Genomic DNA, 16,093 nt, shown 5'->3' on the forward strand with positions numbered 1-16,093 from the left:
TTTCCCGTCACGAACGGACGGGAGGCGGGTGCGGGCGGGCGGCGCAGCCCCCGGCGGGGCCGCGCCGCGTTCGCCGTCGTCAGTCGGACAGGGCGTCCGACGCGGCTTCGGCGTCGTCAGTCGGACAGGGCGTCCGACGCGGCTTCGGCGTCGTCATGCGACGCGTTCGTGCGGATCGCCGGGTCGCTCGTGCTCGGGCGGCCGGTCTCCACGTGGCCCGCGAAACGGCGCAGGAAGCCGAGCGGGCGGCCGTCGCTGACGGTCAGGTCGTACCAGCCGTGGCTGCCGCGCAGATCCCAGTAGTCGTCGACGTGCGTACCCGGCTTGAGGTCGAACTCGCGCGGATGGTCGTGGCCGTATGCGCTCGTCACCTTGAGCCGCACGGCCTGGTGGCCGCGGTTCATCAGGCGCAGCGTGATGTTGCCGTTCGCGACGTCGTAGCCGTAGATCACCTCGGGGTTGATGCTCGCGGGGCCGACCGCCGTCGCCGCGGGGCTGCGGAAGTGGCAGTAGAAGCCGTTCGGGCCGTACACGTCGAGGTCGTACAGGCCGAGCGACGGCGCCGGGCTCCACAGGTCGGAAAGCCGCTTGCCGGCGTCGACCGTGTAGGTCCACGGGCCGTCGACACGATTGCGCGCCTGGACCTGGAACGCCGCGCCCGCGGTGCCGGTGTTCGCGAAGGTCAGCCGGAACTGGCCGCTCGCATTGTCGATCCGGCCATGCACGAACAGTTCGTACGGCAGCGCGCGCGCCGGACGCAGGCCGGCCTCCTGCTTCGGCAGATGCTGGACGACCGGCGGCACCGGGATGTAGTCGGGGTGACGGTTGCGGTCGGGCGGCGCGTAGCCGCTCGTGTCCGGGAGCTGCGGCCAGCTTGCGTCGGGCGTCGCGAAGTCGAACGCGGACGTCAGGTTGCCGCACACCGTGCGGCGCCACGGCGACACGTTCGCCGCGGTGACCGCGTACTGCGCGCCGAAGCGTGCTTCGATGAATTGCAGCAGCGACGTGTGATCGAAGGTCTGCGAGCAGACCCAGCCGCCCTTGGTCCACGGCGACACCACCAGCATCGGCACGCGCGGCCCGAGCCCGTACGGGCCGGCCATGTGCGACGCGTCGCCGGCGAACACCTCGTTGGTCGTCGCGACCGTCGACAGCCCGTTGTCGCGCGACTGCGGTGCGAACGGCGGCGGCACGTGGTCGAAGAAGCCGTCGTTCTCGTCGTAGGTGATGAAGAGCGCGGTCTTGCTCCACACGTCCGGATTCGATACGAGCACCTTCAGCACCTGCTCGATGTACCACGCGCCGTAGTTCGCCGGCCAGTTCGGGTGCTCCGAGTACGCTTCCGGCGCGCAGATCCACGACACCTGCGGCAGCGTGCCGTTCTTCACGTCCTGCTGCAGCACGTCGAACAGCGTGCCGCCGGCGCTGATGTTGGTGCCGGTGCGCGCCTTGTCGTACAGCGGCGTGCCGGGCAGCGCACTGCGGTACTGGTTGAAGTAGAGCAGCGCGTTGTCGCCGTAGTTGCCGATGTACGGGTTTTGCGTCCAGCCCCACGAGCCGTTCGCATCGAGCCCCGTGCCGACGTCCTGGTAGATCTTCCACGACACGCCGGCCTGCTCGAGCACTTCCGGATAGGTCGTCCAGCCGTAGCCCTTTTCCTCGTTGCCGAGCACCGGGCCGCCGCCCGTGCCGTCATTGCCGACGTAGCCGGTCCACATGTAGTAGCGGTTCGGGTCGGTCGAGCTCGGGATCGCGCAGTGGTACGCGTCGCAGATCGTGAACGCGTCGGCGAGCTGGTAGTGGAACGGGATGTCGTCGCGCTTCAGGTACGCCATCGTCGTGGTGCCCTTGTTCGGCACCCACTGGTCGTAGCGGCCCTTGTTCCATGCGGCGTGCATGTCCTGCCAGCCGTGCGGCAGGTCCTGCAGGAACTGCAGGCCGAGCTTGTCGGCGCCCGGGTGGAACGGCAGCAGCTCGGCCGGGCCGACCGGCTGATGGAATACCGACTTGCCGTTCGCGAGGCGCAGCGGGCGCGGGTCGCCGAATCCGCGGACACCACGCATCGTGCCGAAGTAATGGTCGAACGAACGGTTCTCCTGCATCAGGATCACGATGTGTTCGATATCGCGGATCGTGCCGGTACGGCGGTTCGCGGGGATGGCGAGCGCATCGCGGATCACGGGCGGGAACAGGTTCAGCGCGGCTGCGCCGGCGGTGCCGGCGGCGACGCGCAGGAAGTCACGACGGTTCGATCGGGTCATGGTCGTTATCGTGCGTTAAAGGGGGGAGCCGGTTGGCGGGACATGCGGAAAATGGACGCGCCCCGCGGCGCAGGATGCGGCTGCGCCGGGTCGTGCCGCCGCGAGCATAGCGAGAAATCGGTGTCATTCATGTGAAGTCCGGAAACGTTTGCAGGCGCGGCGTTGAACGGACAACGGCCGACGGTCGCGGTGCAACGGGCAGCGGGGACGCGGATAGCGGGAAAGCGGACAGCGGACAGCGGGAAAGCGGGAAAGCGGGAAAGCAGGACAGCAGGACAGCAGGACAGCAGGACAGCAGGACAGCAAATGGCGCTTGACGCGCGCCTGCGATGCGGATGCAGCGGCGTCAGGCGTCCGTCACCCACGCGCCGAACCATTCGCTCGGGCGCGCGATTTCGTCCTGCGCGGCGACGAGTTCGAGCTCGTAGCGGCGTGCGTCGTAGGTTGCCTTCACGACCGCGTGCACCGCCGCGAGCGTGTGCTCGAACGCGGCGCGCACCGAGTCGCCGCGCAACCGGCGCGCGACGAAAATGGCGCTGGTGAGGTCGCCGACACCGACCGGATGGCGTGGAAACGCATACAGCGGGCGCTGGCCGATCCACGCTTCGGTCTCGGTGACGGCGAGCATGTTGAAGCGGTCGGCCGGGCTGCTGCGGTCGTGCAGGTGCTTGACGAGGATGATTTTCGGCCCGCGGCGGATCAGCGCGCGGCACGCGTCGACGGCTTCGGCGACGGTTTCGATGCGCCGCCCGGCGAGCTTCTGCAGCTCGGTGTGGTTCGGCGACATGCCGTCCGCGAGCGCCGGCATCTCCGCGACGATGAATTCCTCGACGCCGGGTTCGGGGCGGATGCCGCCCGTCTGGCCCATCGCCGGATCGCAGAAGTACCACGCGTTCGGGTTCATCGCCTTCACCGAGCGCACGATCTCGACCGTCGCGCGCGCCTGCGCCGGCGAGCCGACGAAGCCGGACAGTACCGCGTCGCAGCGCTTGAGCGCGCCGATCGCGGCGACGCCGTCGACCAGCTGCTCCATCTTCGCGGCGTCGATCGCGCTACCGGCCCAGTGGCCGTACTGCATGTGATTCGACAGCTGGACGGTGTTGAGCGGCCAGACGTTGACGCCGAGGCGCTGCATCGGGAACACGGCCGCGCTGTTGCCGGCGTGTCCGTAGATGACGTGCGACTGAATGCTGAGGACGTTTTTCATGAGCGTTCGCCTGCAGGCGTTTCAGGGTCTCGTCACACGATACCCGAGTTCGTCGCGTGCGCGGAAGTCGCTCGGCCGACGAGTGTTGCGCGCCGTCGTCAGCCCGACCGCGTAGAATCGCGGGGCGTGAAGCCGCCCGGCTGACCGCGTGCATTTCCCATTACCGTGAGCGCCATGCCTTCGAATTGCAAGATGTTCTCCCTCGCGCGCGCGGCCGTGCTCGGCGCGGGCGTCGCCGCCGCATGCGCGACGTCGGTCGCGGTCGCCGTCCCGGCACCGGCCGGCAACGACGGGCCCGCGTACGGCCCTCGCCTGGAAGGCTTCGCCTATCCGGAGCCGGTGCATCGCTACGCGTTCGTGTCGCAGCGCGACACCCTCGAGATGATGTACATGGACGTGCAGCCGGCGCACCCGAACGGCCGCACCGTCGTGCTGCTGCACGGGAAGAACTTCTGCGCGGCGACCTGGGAAGACACGATCGGCGTGCTGAGCCGCGCCGGCTATCGCGTGATCGCGCCGGACCAGATCGGCTTCTGCAAGTCGTCGAAGCCCGAGCGCTACCAGTACAGCTTCCAGCAGCTCGCGCGCAACACGCATGCGCTGCTCGAGTCGGTCGGCGTGAAATCGGCGACGATCGTCGGCCATTCGACGGGCGGGATGCTCGCGATGCGTTACGCGCTGATGTACCCGAAGGCGACCGAGCAGCTCGTGCTGGTGAACCCGATCGGCCTCGAGGACTGGAAGGCGCTCGGCGTGCCGCCGCTGTCGGTCGACTACTGGTACGCACGCGAGCAGAAGACGACGGCGGACGGCATCCGCCGTTACGAGCAGGCGACCTACTACGCGGGCAAGTGGGCGCCGTCCTACGAGCGCTGGGTGCAGATGCTCGCCGGCATGTATCGCGGCCCGGGCCGCGACGCGGTCGCGTGGAACTCGGCGCTGATCTACGACATGATCCTCACGCAGCCGGTGGTCTACGAACTCGGCGCGATACGCGTGCCGACGCTGCTGCTGATCGGCGACAAGGACACGACCGCGATCGGCAAGGACGTGGCGCCGCCGGACGTGCACGCGAAGCTCGGCCGTTACCCGGAACTCGCGAAACGCACGCAGGCGGCGATTCCCGGCGCGCAGCTCGTCGAATTCCCGGCGCTCGGGCACGCGCCGCAGATCCAGGATCCGGACGCGTTCCACAAGGCGCTGCTCGACGGGATGGGGGCGGTGCACCCGCAGTGACGCGCAGGCGGGCGCACCCGCCTGGGTGGGCCGCCCGCCGGGTCAGCGGGTTTCGTTCGCGAGTTCGTCGCGGATCTGCGCGGCCAGCTCGAACGAGCGCACGCGCGCGGCGTGATCGTAGATCTGCGCGGTGATGATCACCTCGTCCGCGCCGGTTTGCGCGATCCGGTCGCGCAGCTTGTCGCGCACCGTGTCGCGCGAGCCGACGGCCGCGAACGACAGCGCATGCGCGACGTTCGCGAGTTCGAACTCGCTCGCCTCGAGCGCGTCGACGGGCGGCGGCAGCTTGCCGGGCGTGCCGCGGCGCAGGTTGATGAACTGCTGCTGCAGCGACGTGAAGAGGCGCCGCGCCTCGTCGTCGGTATCGGCTGCGAACACGTTGACGCCGACCATCGCATGCGGCTTCGGCCACGCGGCCGACGGCCGGTACTGCGCGCGATAGACTTCGAGCGCGCGCATCAGGTAGTCCGGCGCGAAGTGCGACGCGAACGCGAACGGCAGCCCGAGCATCGCGGCGAGTTGCGCGCTGAAGAGGCTCGAACCGAGCAGCCACACGGGCACGTCCAGCCCCGCGCCGGGCACCGCGCGCACGCGCTGGCCGGGCACCGGTTCCGCGAAGTAGCGCTGCAGCTCGGCGACGTCGTCCGGAAACGAGTCGGCGCTGCCGATCAGGTCGCGGCGCAGTGCGCGCGACGTGGTCTGGTCGGTGCCGGGCGCGCGGCCGAGCCCGAGGTCGATGCGCCCCGGATACAGCGACGCGAGCGTGCCGAACTGCTCGGCGATCACGAGCGGCGCATGGTTCGGCAGCATGATCCCGCCCGAGCCGACGCGGATCGTCTTCGTCGCACCCGCCACATGGCCGATCACGACGGCCGTCGCCGCGCTCGCGATGCCGGGCATGTTGTGATGTTCGGCGAGCCAGTAGCGGCGATAACCGAGGCGCTCCGCGTGCTGCGCGAGATCGACGGTGTTGCGGAACGCCTGCGCGGCGTCGGCGCCGGCGGGAATGGGGGCGAGATCGAGTACGGAAAACGGAATCATCGGTGGCCTTCGGAAGGGAGGGGCGCGGTGATGCGCATGCGCAACAGATGGCGATGATTTTGCCAAAGGGTTCCGGAACGCGCTGGCGACGCGCGGATACCCATGCGCCTTTCAGGGGCGCAAGGTGGCGCGGACAACTGTTGCAAAAATCAATCTAATCGCCGAATAATTACCGATCTTTACGGCGATTGGGCATGTCTTCGCATCGACATACAAATTTCCACGAAACGTTTGATTTTCAAGACTGCAATCCGCCTGCAAAGTGCTTACGCTAACGTGAACGAGGTGGCACCGGAATGGTTCCCCGGCCGCACAGCTTTGCCGAAATCGCAGTAGTCCGTTTCGCGTGGTGCCAAGCGCGGGGTGGCGCGGGCTGCTAAAATCCGGCGCCTGTCCATGTTGTGCCGACGGTAGCCATTAGAATCTTCCCGCATCCCGTCCGGGCATCGCGCGAGGATGTGCCACGCGATGCCGGGCATGGCCGCTTTCGGGGAAATGGGCCGTGCCTCCCCATTTACACAGACGCTGCTGGAACAAGGAGTCGGGTCGTGCCCGCGTTCGTTGCTGTCGGAATACCCAATCACGTTCAACCCGGTTCGATCGGTCGGCAGGGCGCCCGCGTCGCCGGAGGGCGTCGCGCATGACGCCGACCGTCACGCTGCTCGACTGGCTCCTGACCGTGTTCACGCTGGCTGCGGCCGGCTATGCGTTCGTCGCGGCGTTCGCGCCGCGCCCGCGCACGCCGCGCACCGCCGCGCGCGACGGTTTCGAGCCCGTCAGCGTGCTCAAGCCGCTGTGCGGCGCCGAGCCGCACCTGTACGAGAACCTCGCGACGTTCTGCGAACAGCGCCACCCGCGCCATGAAGTGCTGTTCGGGGTCGCGTCGGCATCCGATCCGGCGGTCGCCGTGGTCGAGCGGCTGCGCGCCGACTATCCGGAATGCGACATCACGCTCGTGATCGACGCGCGCGTGCACGGCAAGAACCTGAAGGTCAGCAACCTGATCAATCTCGCCGAACGCGCGAAGTACGGCCGCATCGTGATCGCGGACAGCGACATCGCGGTGAAGCCGGACTATCTGGAGCGTGTGACGGCGCCGCTCGCCGACGCGTCGGTCGGGGTCGTCACGTGCCTGTATCATGCGCGCAGCGTCGGCGGGTTCTGGACGCGGATCGGCGCGCAGTTCGTCGATGCCTGGTTCGCGCCGTCGGTACGGATCACGCACCTCGGCCGCTCGAGCCGCTTCGGCTTCGGCGCGACGCTGGCGCTCACGCGCGACACGCTCGAGCGGATCGGCGGTTTTCTCGCGTTGAAGGACGAGCTGGCCGACGACTTCTGGCTGGCCGAGCTGCCGCGCCGCCTCGGGCGGCGCACCGTGCTGTCCGAGGTCGAGGTCGCGACCGACGTGATCGAGCCGTCGTTCGGGCCGCTCTGGCACCGCGAGACGCGCTGGCTGCGCACGATCCGTTCGCTGAACCCGGCCGGCTTCGCGTTCCTGTTCATCACGTTTACCGCGCCGTGGCTCGCGATCGGCGCGGCGCTCGCGCTGCGTCTCGACGGCACCGTCGCCGGCACGCTGGCGGGTGGCGCGGCCGTCGTGGGCGCGTTCGGGCGGCTGGTGCTGCACGCGCGCGGCGAGGACGGCTGGCGCGCGTTCTGGCGCGACCTGCCGCTCGTCGCGGTGCGCGACACGCTGCTCGCGCTCGAATGGCTCGCGGCCGTGTTCGGCACGCACGTCGTGTGGCGCGGCGCGCGGATGACGGTCGTCGGCGGCGAACGCGCGACGGTGATCGTGGAGGGCGGGGACGGCCGCTGACGTACGTTCCCCGAAGGGAACCGGCGATGCGCCCGGTCCCGATCGAATCCGGCCCGAGGGCCGAGACGCGCCGCGCGGCCACGCCGCGCGACGCGACATGACAGAGAGGCGGGCGCCGGCAGGGCGGCCCGCGGTTGATTGACTGAATCGTTGAAACGAATCGAACTATGCAGGCTACCGGAGCATTCATGAAAACGCTGTTCTTGCAGGCCCCTTCGTATGACGGCTTCGACGGCGGAGCCGGCTCGCGCTATCAGGCGAAGCGCGAAATCCGTTCCTTCTGGTACCCGACGTGGCTCGCGCAGCCGGCCGCGCTCGTGCCGGGCAGCCGCGTCGTCGACGCGCCGGCCGACGGCCTGTCGGTCGAGGAAACGCTGAAGATCGCCAACGACTACGATCTCGTGATCATCCACACGAGTACGCCGTCGTTCCCGACCGACGCGATGTTCGCGCAGGATCTGAAGAAGATGAAGCCGTCGATGCTGGTCGGCATGGTGGGCGCGAAGGTGATGGTCGATCCGCACAACTCGCTCACGGCGAGCGACGCGATCGACTTCGTGTGCCGCGAGGAATTCGACTACACCTGCAAGGAAATCGCCGAAGGCAAGCCGTTCCCCGAGATCAAGGGCTTGAGCTGGCGCGCGAAGGACGGCTCGATCGAGCACAACGAAGCGCGTCCGATCCTCGAGAACATGGACGAACTGCCGTTCGTCGCGCCCGTCTACAAGCGCGACCTGAAGATCGACAACTACTTCATCGGCTACCTGAACTATCCGTACGTGTCGATCTACACGGGCCGCGGCTGCAAGTCGCGCTGCACGTTCTGCCTGTGGCCGCAGACGGTCAGCGGCCATCGCTACCGCACGCGCTCGGTCGAGAACGTGCTCGCGGAAGCGAAGTGGATCCGCGACAACATGCCGGAAGTGAAGGAGCTGATGTTCGACGACGACACCTTCACCGACGACCTGCCGCGCGCCGAAGCGATCGCCATCGGCCTGGGCAAGCTCGGCATGACGTGGTCGTGCAACGCGAAGGCGAACGTGCCGTACAAGTCGCTGAAGATCATGAAGGAAAACGGCCTGCGCCTGCTGCTGGTCGGCTTCGAATCCGGCGACGACCAGATCCTCGTGAACATCAAGAAGGGCGTGCGCACCGATTTCGCGCGCCGCTTCAGCGCGGACTGCAAGAAGCTCGGCATCAAGATCCACGGCACCTTCATCCTCGGCCTGCCGGGCGAGACGCAGGACACCATCAAGAAGACGATCGAGTACGCGAAGGAAATCAATCCGCACACGATCCAGGTGTCGCTCGCCGCGCCGTATCCGGGCACGACGCTTTACAAGCAGGCCGTCGAGAACGGCTGGATGGAAGAGAACAAGACCATCAACCTGGTCAGCAAGGAAGGCGTGCAGCTCGCGGCGATCGGCTATCCGCACCTGTCGCGCGACGAGATCTATCACCATCTCGAGCAGTTCTATCGCCAGTTCTACTTCCGCCCGTCGAAGATCTGGGAGATCGTCCGCGAGATGCTGACGAGCTGGGACATGATGAAGCGTCGCTTGCGCGAAGGCGTCGAGTTCTTCCGCTTCCTGCGCGCGCACGAGGCCTGATTCGTGGCGACGCAGCGGGCGGCGCGGGCGCTGATCTTCACCGCGGACGACTTCGGGCTGCATCCGCGCGTCAACGCGGCGGTCGAGCGCGCGCATCGCGACGGCGTGCTGAACGCCGCGAGCCTGATGGTCGGTGCGCCCGCGGCGCAGGATGCGATCGAACGCGCGCGGCGCCTGCCGTCGCTCGCGGTCGGCCTGCATCTCGTCCTCGCGGACGGGCCGGCCACGCTACCCGCGCATGACATACCCGCGCTCGTCGGCCCCGACGGGCGCTTCGGCGACGCGATGGCGAAGGATGGCTGCCGCTTCTTCTTCCTGCCGCACGTGCGTGCGCAGCTGCGCCGCGAGATCCGCGCGCAGTTCGACGCGTTCGCGGCGAGCGGCCTGCCGCTCGACCACGTGAACGCGCACAAGCATTTCCACCTGCATCCGACCGTGCTGTCGATGATCATCGAGATCGGCCGCGACTACGGGCTGCGTGCGGTGCGGCTGCCGTACGAAACGCGTGCGCCCGCGCTGCTCAAGCCGTGGATCGCGCTGGTGCGCGCCCGGCTCGACCGTGCGGGGCTCGCGCACAACGACTACGTGGTCGGGATCGAGCATACGGGCGCGATGGACGAGGCCGTGCTGCTCGACGCGCTCGCGGCATTGCCGCCCGGGGTCGGCGAGATCTACTGTCATCCGGCGGAAGCCGGCGACGGCCCGATCACGCCGACGATGGCCGCTTACCGGCCGGTCGACGAACTGGATGCGCTGCTGTCGCCGCGCGTCGCGGCCGCGCTGAAGGCCGCGGGCGTCGCGACCGGCGGTTTTGCCGACGTGTTCGGCCAGCCCGCGGCGCGGCGCGGCACGCGTGCGTCGCGCGAAGCGGGGGCGCAGCCGTCATGACCAAGTGGATCAAATGGCTCGGCTGGCCGATCGGCATCGGGATCCTGCTCGCGCTCGGGCTGCACGAAGGCATCGGCGACGTGACGCGGATGCTCGAGCGCGCCGGCTTCGCGCTGCTGTGGCTCGTGCCGTTCCATGCGCTGCCGCTGCTGCTCGACGCGTATGCGTGGCACCAGCTGCTCGACCGGCGCGCGTCGCTGTCGTTCCTGTGGTGGGTCGCGACCGTGCGTGAAGCGGTGAACCGGCTGCTGCCGGTGGTCGGGATCGGCGGCGAGTTGGTCGGGATCCGGATGGCGCGCTGGCAGGTGCCCGACGCGAGCCGCGTGACCGCGTCGGTGATCGTCGAGGTGCTGGTGACGATCGTCGTCCAGTATGCGTTCGCGGCGCTCGGCCTCGTGCTGCTGCTCGCGACGACGCACGACATGGGCGGCGGCACGATCGGCCTCGCGCTGCTGCTGACGCTGCCGCTGCCGGTGCTCGGCGTCGTGCTGATGCGGCGCGGCGGGATCTTCCATGCGATCGAGCGGTTCGCGGGGCGCCTGCTCGGCGATTCGCACCGGTTGCTGCAGGGCGTCGACGGCCGCCGCCTCGACGGCGACATCGACGCGCTGATGTCGCGCACGCCGCTGCTGTTCAGTGCGTTCTTCTGGCAGCTGTCCGGCTACGTGCTCGGCGCGCTCGAAATTTACTGGGCGCTCGCGCTGCTCGGTCATCCGGTCTCGATCGGCGGCGCGATCGCGATCGAGGCGATGACGCAGGCCGTGCGGCATGCGGCGTTCATGGTGCCGGGCGGTCTCGGCGTGCAGGAGGCGACCGTCGTGCTGCTCGCGCAGATGTTCGGCGTCGATCGCGAGACGGCGCTGTCGCTCGCGCTGGTCAAGCGCGGCCGCGAGGTGCTGTTCGGCTGTCTCGCGCTCGGGTCGTGGCAATTGGCCGAGCTGGTGCGCACGCGCCGCCGGATCAAGGCGGTGCCGGCCGGGCCGCGCGCCCCGCAAGCGGGCCGCGAGGCCCAGGTGCAAACCGAAACGACGCATTGATCACGAGACGGGCCGCGCGGTCCGTCTCGCGCTTTTGGCGTTGCGCGGGTATCCTTGCCGCGTGTTTTCTCGACGCGCATTTCTTCCGATGATCTTCCGTTTCCGGCTGCTTCCCGTCACGATGCTGGCCGCCGCGCTGGCGCTGACCGGCTGCGACGACAAGCAAGGCAATCTCGACGTGCAACGTATCAGGGACTTCTTCAACGCGATCAAGCCGGCGCCGTTGCTGCTCAAGGGGCTGAAGGCCGGCGTCTCGACCGAAGCCGACGTGCGCGCCACGATGGGCAAGCCCGAGACCGAGCGCGCGTTCACCGACGGCTCGAAGCGCCTCGAATACCCGCGTGGCCCGATGGGCAACCAGACCTGGTTCGTCGACCTCGACCCGGGCGGGTATTACACGGGCGCGACACAGGTGCTGACCGCCGAGAACTTCGCGAAGGTGCGCCCGGGGATGACCGAGGACGAGGTGCGGCGCCTGCTCGGCAAGCCGGGCGACGTCGCGCAGTACCCGCTGAAGCCCGAGACCGTATGGAGCTGGCGCTGGCTCGAGGACGGCGTCAACACCGACGCGTTCTTCAACGTCCATTTCGGACCGGACGGGCTTGTCTATACGACATCGCGCTCCGACATCCTGAAAGGGCGCTGAACCCGCGTCCGGCGCTATATCGAAAAAGCGACCGGAAAATTGCAAAAAGTCCGCTTCCCTGCGTGTCATCCGACTGTCAGGATGCGGCTTTTTTCCTTTTGAAACAGCGCGGTAGGCCGTGCCTGCAAATGGTGGGACGAATTGCTGCGACGCAGCAATCGCGTGCACGGTGATTTGAGGCAAACAATTTCGCTTGCGACTATCCGCGTCAGCCCGGCGCCGGACAGTGATGCGCGCCGGTGTTCACATCAACACTGGAGACGCGCGTGTTCCTTTACGGCTTTGGTCCTGTCCTCTGGGCCGGCACCGTGCAGACCATCGAGCTGTCGGTGCTGTCGCTCGCCGCTGCGGTGGCGCTGGGGCTGATCGGCGCGGTGGCGAAGCTGTCGCACAACCGGGTGCTGCGAGCGGTCGCGACCGGTTATACGACGCTGATCCGCTCGGTGCCCGATCTCGTCCTGATGCTGCTGTTGTTCTACAGCATCCAGATCTGGCTGAACCAGTTCACCGACCTCGTCGGCTGGGACCAGATCGACATCGACCCGTTCGTCGCCGGCGTGCTGACGCTCGGCTTCATCTACGGCGCGTACTTCACCGAGACGTTCCGCGGTGCGTTCCTGTCGGTGCCGCGCGGCCAGCTCGAGGCCGGCTCGGCGTACGGGATGAGCGGGCTGCGCGTGTTCGTGCGGATCATGTTTCCGCAGATGATGCGCTTCGCGCTGCCTGGCATCGGCAACAACTGGCAGGTGCTCGTGAAGGCGACCGCGCTGGTGTCGATCATCGGCCTCGCCGACGTCGTGAAGGCGGCGCAGGACGCGGGCAAGAGCACGTTCAACATGTTCTTCTTCATCCTCGTTGCGGCGCTGATCTACCTCGCGATCACGACCGTTTCCAACCTCGTGCTGATCCAGCTCGAGAAACGTTATTCCACGGGCGTGCGCCACGCAGAACTATGATCGAGATCCTCCAGGAATTCGGCCAGGCGTTCCTTTACTGGGACGGCCAGCGCCTCTCCGGCCTTGCGGTGACGCTGTGGCTGCTCGTCGCGTCGATTTCGCTCGGCTTCGTGTGCGCGGTGCCGCTCGCGGTCGCACGCGTGTCGAAGAAGAAGTGGCTGTCGATGCCGGTGCGGTTCTACACGTACGTGTTCCGCGGCACGCCGCTCTACGTGCAGCTGCTGTTGCTGTACACGGGCATGTACAGCCTCGAGTTCGTGCGCTCGCACTCGCTGCTCGACGCGTTCTTCCGCAGCGGCTTCAACTGCGCGATCCTCGCGTTCGCGCTGAACACCTGCGCGTACACGACCGAGATCTTCGCGGGTGCGATTCGTGCGATTCCGCACGGCGAGGTCGAGGCGGCGCGTGCGTACGGGATGTCGCCGTTCACGATGTATCGCCGGGTGATCCTGCCGTCGGCGCTGCGCCGTGCGCTGCCGCTGTACAGCAACGAGGTGATCCTGATGCTGCACGCGACCACCGTTGCATTCACGGCGACCGTGCCCGACATCCTGAAGGTCGCGCGTGACGCCAATTCCGCGACCTACATGGCGTTCCAGTCGTTCGGGATCGCCGCACTGATCTATCTTGCGGTATCGTTCGCACTCGTCGCGGCATTTCGCCGGGCGGAGCGCCACTGGCTCGCGTATCTCGCGGCCGGCCGTCATTGATTTCATTCGAGGAGAGCCAGATGGCCGAGATCACTCAAACGAGCGCGTCCGCTTCCACCAAGCTTGCCGCGGTCGACATTCACAAGCGCTATGGCGACAACGAGGTGCTCAAGGGCGTGTCGCTGAACGCGAAGGCCGGCGACGTCATCAGCATCATCGGCGCCAGCGGTTCGGGCAAGAGCACGTTCTTGCGCTGCATCAATTTTCTCGAGCGGCCGAATGCGGGGCAGATCGTCGTCGACGGCGAGGCCGTGCGCACGAAGACCGACCGCGCCGGTGCGCTCGAGGTGGCCGATCACAAGCAGTTGCAGCGCATCCGCACCAAGCTCGCGATGGTGTTCCAGCACTTCAATCTGTGGGCGCACATGAACGTGCTCGAGAACGTGATGGAAGCGCCGGTGCACGTGCTCGGCATTGCGAAGAAGGAAGCCGAGGAGCGTGCGCGCGAGTACCTGGAGAAGGTGGGTTTGCCGCCGCGCGTCGAGAAGCAGTATCCGTCGCATTTGTCGGGTGGCCAGCAGCAGCGTGTCGCGATCGCGCGGGCGCTGGCGATGCATCCGGACGTGATGCTGTTCGACGAGCCGACGTCGGCGCTCGATCCGGAGCTCGTCGGTGAGGTGCTGAAGGTGATGCAGAAGCTGGCCGAGGAGGGCCGCACGATGATCGTCGTCACGCACGAGATGGGTTTCGCGCGCAACGTGTCGAATCACGTGATGTTCCTGCATCAGGGGCGGACCGAGGAAGAGGGTGATCCGAAGGAGGTGCTGGTGCGTCCGCAGAGCGAGCGTCTGAAGCAGTTCCTGTCGGGTAGCCTCAAGTAACGCGAAGGGCGTTTCATACGTGGTACCGGTGTCTCGTCCCGCAGGCGCCACCCGCACGACGCAGGTGGCGATCGTTGCATTGCCGCCCGTGTCGATGTCGGGTGTGGGTCCGATCGTCGATGCGTTGCATCTCGCGAACGAGATCGACGGGCGCTTGCTGTATCGCTGGCAGGTGTGTTCGTGGGACGGGCGGCCGGTGCCGCTCGCCGGCGGCGCGCAGTGGCATGCCGATGCGGCGTTCAACGATGCGATCGCGTGCGACTGGCTGATCGTCGTGTCGGAGCGGTTTCAGCAGTTTGCCGACTATCGGTTGTTTCTTGCGAGTCTCGCGCGGGTGGGGCAGCGCACGCCGGTCGTCACGGGGATTCACCACGGCGTGTGGTGGCTCGCGATGGCCGGGCAGCTTTCCGGATATCGCGTGAGCGTGAACTGGGAGACGTATCAGCAGTTTGCCGAACAGTTCGAGCGCTCGATCGTCACGCAGCAGATCTTCGAGATCGATCGCGATCGGGCGACCTGTGCGGGCGGGCAGGCGACCGTCGATTTCATGCTGGCCATGATCGGCCGGGAACACGGGGCGGATCTGGGTGAGCGCATTGCCGATGCGCTCGGGGCCGGCACGCTGCGCAGCGGCGAGGAGCGGCAGCGGATTCCTTTTGTCACCGCGCCCGGTGAGCGGCATCCTCGGCTGAACGATGCGTTGCTTTTGATGGAAGCCAATGTCGAGGATCCTTTGACGACCGATGAGATCGCCGGGCTCGTCGGCGTGTCGCGGCGGCAGCTCGAGCGGCTCTTTCGGCAGTATCTCGGGGCGATGCCCTCCAAGTATTACCTCAATCTCCGGTTGCTCAAGGCTCGCACGCAGTTGCAGCGGACCAGCAAGTCGGTCGTTCAGGTGAGCCTCGCCTGTGGGTTTTCTTCTGCTGCGCACTTTTCCAATGCGTATCGCGAGAGGTTTGGGGTCACGCCTCGGGAGGATCGGAGAGCCTGGCTCGAGAAGCAGACCGGCGGTGGGGGGGAGCCTCGCGGGGGCGCGCTTGTTGAGCGGGGTGGCAAGGATTGATTCTGTTTTTTGTGGTGCGCTTGCATTTGTCGTGAAGCACCTGTGATCGTGTCGGTCTATTAGCGTCGCCCCTGCGCGGGGCGGCGGTTACTTTTCTTTGTCTTGCCAAAGAAAAGTAACCAAAAGAAAGGCGCTCGGATAACGCGTGACTTCCCGGTGCCGTAGTCAACCAAGTGGCCCTCGCCTAAGTGTCCGCGCCAGTTGGGAACCCGGAGTGGTTCGAGCAATGGTTCTGACACCACTCCCTACGCAACGGAGCGGTATACCGCCCGCTAGCTCCATCCTCGCTATGCTCGGCTGCAAGGTTCTTCGGCCGCAATTCATCCGCTCGCGCCACACATGGACACCCACTGATCAGTTCCCCAAATCAGTGGGGTGCCGCTGCACCGCAACGACGATTTCAATTTATTGAATTCATGCGCCACCCGCCGCAATTGTGGAAGCCAATCAACCGACAGCTTTCAAAGCGGAGCGTGTGGACCTGTCGGCCGAGCGAAGCGAGGGCGGAGCTAGCGGGCGGTATACCACTCCGCGGGGTGGTGAGTGGTGTCAGAACCATTGCTCGAACCACTCCGGGTTCCTGACTGGCGCGGACACTTAGGCGAGGGCCACTTGGTGGACTACGGCACCGGGAAGTCATGCGTTATCCGGGCGCCTTTCTTTTGGTTACTTTTCTTTGGCAAGACAAAGAAAAGTAACCGCCGCCCCGCGCAGGGGCGACGCTAATAGACCGACACGATCACAGGTGCTTCACGAAAACCGCAAGCACACCGCCAAAAAACCGCGAAAACAGCAACCGAG

General features: G+C 66.9%; 13 protein-coding genes. 10 read left to right on the forward strand and 3 right to left on the reverse strand.

What is annotated here, in order from left to right; translation table 11 throughout:
* Positions 1-116: 116 nt before the first annotated feature.
* Positions 117-2,261, reverse strand: coding sequence for a phosphocholine-specific phospholipase C (locus U4012_RS11325; RefSeq protein ID WP_321798489.1), 2,145 nt, complete (start codon positions 2,259-2,261; stop codon positions 117-119).
* Positions 2,262-2,607: 346 nt separating this feature from the next.
* Positions 2,608-3,468, reverse strand: coding sequence for a pyridoxal kinase PdxY (pdxY, locus tag U4012_RS11330; RefSeq protein WP_044849114.1), 861 nt, complete (start codon positions 3,466-3,468; stop codon positions 2,608-2,610).
* Positions 3,469-3,642: 174 nt separating this feature from the next.
* On the opposite strand from pdxY, the gene U4012_RS11335 reads away from it, so the two are divergent.
* Entirely contained in the window at positions 3,643-4,704 is a 1,062-nt protein-coding gene (locus U4012_RS11335; RefSeq protein WP_124487407.1) for an alpha/beta fold hydrolase, read from the forward strand.
* A 42-nt stretch (positions 4,705-4,746) separates the two neighbouring features.
* Here the strand turns inward: U4012_RS11335 and U4012_RS11340 are convergent, their stop codons facing one another.
* Complete coding sequence (locus U4012_RS11340) at positions 4,747-5,745, reverse strand: LLM class flavin-dependent oxidoreductase (RefSeq protein ID WP_044849136.1); 999 nt, start codon at positions 5,743-5,745, stop codon at positions 4,747-4,749.
* Positions 5,746-6,385: 640 nt separating this feature from the next.
* On the opposite strand from U4012_RS11340, the gene hpnI reads away from it, so the two are divergent.
* From hpnI to U4012_RS11385, 9 genes are all read left to right on the forward strand, one after another.
* Complete coding sequence (gene hpnI, locus U4012_RS11345) at positions 6,386-7,561, forward strand: bacteriohopanetetrol glucosamine biosynthesis glycosyltransferase HpnI (protein ID WP_044849116.1); 1,176 nt, start codon at positions 6,386-6,388, stop codon at positions 7,559-7,561.
* 167 nt (positions 7,562-7,728) lie between these two features.
* Positions 7,729-9,171 (forward strand): hopanoid biosynthesis associated radical SAM protein HpnJ, encoded by a 1,443-nt coding sequence (gene hpnJ, locus U4012_RS11350; RefSeq protein ID WP_308234889.1) that lies wholly within the window; start codon positions 7,729-7,731, stop codon positions 9,169-9,171.
* A gap of 3 nt (positions 9,172-9,174) precedes the next feature.
* On the forward strand, positions 9,175-10,059 hold the full coding sequence (gene hpnK, locus U4012_RS11355; protein WP_321798495.1) for a hopanoid biosynthesis-associated protein HpnK: 885 nt from the start codon (positions 9,175-9,177) through the stop codon (positions 10,057-10,059).
* A complete protein-coding gene (locus U4012_RS11360) occupies positions 10,056-11,096 on the forward strand; it encodes a lysylphosphatidylglycerol synthase domain-containing protein (RefSeq protein ID WP_044849119.1) in 1,041 nt (346 codons plus the stop codon). The genes hpnK and U4012_RS11360 overlap by 4 nt, the downstream gene beginning before the upstream one ends.
* Before the next feature lie 88 nt (positions 11,097-11,184).
* Complete coding sequence (locus U4012_RS11365; RefSeq protein ID WP_044849120.1) at positions 11,185-11,742, forward strand: lipoprotein; 558 nt, start codon at positions 11,185-11,187, stop codon at positions 11,740-11,742.
* Between the two features lie 266 nt (positions 11,743-12,008).
* Positions 12,009-12,698 carry an ABC transporter permease gene (locus tag U4012_RS11370; protein ID WP_044849121.1) on the forward strand — a complete coding sequence of 230 codons (690 nt, stop codon included), beginning with the start codon at positions 12,009-12,011 and terminating at the stop codon, positions 12,696-12,698.
* Complete coding sequence (locus U4012_RS11375; RefSeq protein ID WP_044849122.1) at positions 12,695-13,408, forward strand: ABC transporter permease; 714 nt, start codon at positions 12,695-12,697, stop codon at positions 13,406-13,408. Before U4012_RS11370 ends, U4012_RS11375 begins: the two co-directional genes overlap by 4 nt.
* A gap of 20 nt (positions 13,409-13,428) precedes the next feature.
* Positions 13,429-14,229 (forward strand): ABC transporter ATP-binding protein, encoded by an 801-nt coding sequence (locus U4012_RS11380; RefSeq protein ID WP_044849123.1) that lies wholly within the window; start codon positions 13,429-13,431, stop codon positions 14,227-14,229.
* Between the two features lie 19 nt (positions 14,230-14,248).
* The gene (locus U4012_RS11385; protein WP_044849124.1) at positions 14,249-15,292 is read left to right on the forward strand and encodes a GlxA family transcriptional regulator; all 1,044 of its coding nucleotides are present in this window, start codon (positions 14,249-14,251) and stop codon (positions 15,290-15,292) included.
* The last annotated feature ends 801 nt before the right edge of the window (positions 15,293-16,093 follow it).

Source organism: Burkholderia sp. BCC1988 (genome assembly GCF_905339895.1).
Lineage (GTDB): Bacteria > Pseudomonadota > Gammaproteobacteria > Burkholderiales > Burkholderiaceae > Burkholderia.

Excerpts from the sequence above, each read along its gene's own strand:
- U4012_RS11325 (WP_321798489.1), bottom strand. The coding sequence starts at position 2,261 with ATGACCCGATCGAACCGTCGTGACTTCCTGCGCGTCGCCGCCGGCACC.
- pdxY (WP_044849114.1), bottom strand. The coding sequence starts at position 3,468 with ATGAAAAACGTCCTCAGCATTCAGTCGCACGTCATCTACGGACACGCC.
- U4012_RS11335 (WP_124487407.1), top strand. The coding sequence starts at position 3,643 with ATGCCTTCGAATTGCAAGATGTTCTCCCTCGCGCGCGCGGCCGTGCTC.
- U4012_RS11340 (WP_044849136.1), bottom strand. The coding sequence starts at position 5,745 with ATGATTCCGTTTTCCGTACTCGATCTCGCCCCCATTCCCGCCGGCGCC.
- hpnI (WP_044849116.1), top strand. The coding sequence starts at position 6,386 with ATGACGCCGACCGTCACGCTGCTCGACTGGCTCCTGACCGTGTTCACG.
- hpnJ (WP_308234889.1), top strand. The coding sequence starts at position 7,729 with ATGCAGGCTACCGGAGCATTCATGAAAACGCTGTTCTTGCAGGCCCCT.
- U4012_RS11360 (WP_044849119.1), top strand. The coding sequence starts at position 10,056 with ATGACCAAGTGGATCAAATGGCTCGGCTGGCCGATCGGCATCGGGATC.
- U4012_RS11365 (WP_044849120.1), top strand. The coding sequence starts at position 11,185 with ATGATCTTCCGTTTCCGGCTGCTTCCCGTCACGATGCTGGCCGCCGCG.
- U4012_RS11375 (WP_044849122.1), top strand. The coding sequence starts at position 12,695 with ATGATCGAGATCCTCCAGGAATTCGGCCAGGCGTTCCTTTACTGGGAC.
- U4012_RS11380 (WP_044849123.1), top strand. The coding sequence starts at position 13,429 with ATGGCCGAGATCACTCAAACGAGCGCGTCCGCTTCCACCAAGCTTGCC.